General features: G+C 58.9%; 1 protein-coding gene and 3 pseudogenes. All 4 read right to left on the bottom strand.

Annotated elements, in window-relative coordinates:
- Window positions 1-441 (bottom strand): annotated as a pseudogene (eno, locus tag EOB59_RS34700) (phosphopyruvate hydratase); the annotation flags it as partial.
- Between the two features lie 374 nt (window positions 442-815).
- Window positions 816-1,181 carry a PRC-barrel domain-containing protein gene (locus EOB59_RS34690; protein ID WP_127397501.1) on the bottom strand — a complete coding sequence of 122 codons (366 nt, stop codon included), beginning with the start codon at window positions 1,179-1,181 and terminating at the stop codon, window positions 816-818.
- Window positions 1,182-1,267: 86 nt separating this feature from the next.
- Window positions 1,268-1,471: pseudogene (locus EOB59_RS34685) on the bottom strand (dodecin family protein).
- A gap of 96 nt (window positions 1,472-1,567) precedes the next feature.
- Window positions 1,568-1,684 (bottom strand): annotated as a pseudogene (locus EOB59_RS37085) (3-deoxy-8-phosphooctulonate synthase); the annotation flags it as partial.

The following is a 1,684-nucleotide window of genomic DNA, read 5'->3' as shown; positions in this document are numbered from 1 at the left end:
GTTCATCATCGGTACCGGCAGGAGATGCGCCTTGGTGCCGCCGACATAGCGGTAGAGCGGCAGGCCGGCGGCATCGGCGGCCGCCTTGGCCACCGCTAGCGAAACGCCAAGAATGGCATTGGCGCCAAGCCGGCTCTTGTTGGGCGTGCCGTCAAGCTCGATCATGGTCTGGTCGATATGGATCTGGTTTTCGGCTTCCATGCCGCCGATGGCCTCGAACAGCTCGCCGTTCACCGCTTCGACGGCCCTGAGCACGCCCTTGCCGAGATAGCGGGCGCCACCGTCGCGCAGTTCGACGGCCTCGTGGGCGCCGGTCGAAGCACCCGACGGCACCGCCGCGCGGCCCATCGAGCCGTCTTCGAGAATGACATCGACCTCGACGGTCGGATTTCCACGGCTGTCCAGGATTTCACGCCCGACAATGTCGATGATGGCGGTCATTTGCGATGTCCTCGATTGATCTGAAGAATGCCGCACGTCTTAGCCAAAGTGCTGCAAAAGGCAATCGGCCGGCCGGCAATTATTGCCGCGGCATCAGCCTCTGAACGATTCACGAAGCGCAAATCGCTGTCATCATAAGTCATGTACGGTCGGCTGACTTCCGGTTAAGGTGCAGCGCGCGGGGCGAAACAGGAGGAGTTTCGCCATGTCCCAGTTGAGTGGTATCGTGAGTCTGTTCCTGATCGCGGCGGCATTCCTGACGTCGTGCGACAATCAGCAGTCGCCGCCGAAGGCGATGGCCCCCTTACATGTCAGCGAATAAGCCAGAATACAAAGCGGCCCCGTCTCTCGACGGGGCCGCTTTGTCGTTGCTGTCAATGCCAGTAAGGCGTGACCTTGTAGTAATTGTAAGATTCGTCGCGCGCCACCTCGCCATCCGCCCCGCTCAATTCGTTGATCGAATAGGCAGGCGCCGCTCTGAGTTGTTCCTTGGAAAACGGCACGACATAGCCGCCCTTGTCCTCATCATAGTCGAGGCTTGCCCACGGAATGGCGTGATATTTTTCGCCAATGCCGAGGAAGCCGCCAAAACCGATCACCGCGAACATGATGCCGTTCGTCATCTTGTCGAGCATCACATCCTCGATGCTTCCGATGCTCGTGCCTTCGGTATTGTAGACCGATGTACCGATGACCCGTGAAGCGGCGATGGCTTGGGTGTGACCTGTCTGGGTTGTCATGATTGTGCTCCTCATTGTGGTTTAGAACCATACTTGGACAATGAGGGGCGCGGGCGAAGGTTCCCGACTTTTTCGGCGACGCCCGGTCACTCCGAGAGGATGAAGGTAACATTCATATTGACGCGATAAGCAACAATCTTGCCGTCTTGGACGACGATCTTCTGGTCCTGGATCTAAGCGCCCTCGACGTTCTTCAGGGTTTTCGAGGCGCGCGCAATTCCCTGTTCGATGGCGTCCTGAAAGCTCTTCTTCGACGACGATGTGATTTCGGTGACGCGGGCGACGGACATGGCTTCCTCCTGCCAAAACGCTCAGTTGCAAGGCAAGCGTATAGCCGGCTCGTGCCTTCCACAAGCGCCGGCAGTCGGCAGGGTATGCGTCCGGCCTTAGAGGCCCTTGGCGATACGGTCGAATGCCATCAGCCGCTCGAGCAAGGCTGGCATGTCCTTTAACGGCAGCATGTTCGGGCCATCCGACGAGGTCGAATTGTCAGGATCCTGGTG

The sequence above is a fragment of the Mesorhizobium sp. M7A.F.Ca.MR.176.00.0.0 genome, from assembly GCF_004023165.1.
Lineage (GTDB): Bacteria > Pseudomonadota > Alphaproteobacteria > Rhizobiales > Rhizobiaceae > Mesorhizobium.
Note: the sequence above shows the minus strand (reverse complement) of the source record. Positions and strands in the feature narration are given on the sequence as shown.

Coding starts and splice junctions, on each gene's coding strand:
- EOB59_RS34690 (WP_127397501.1), bottom strand. CDS start 1,181: ATGACAACCCAGACAGGTCACACCCAAGCCATCGCCGCTTCACGGGTC.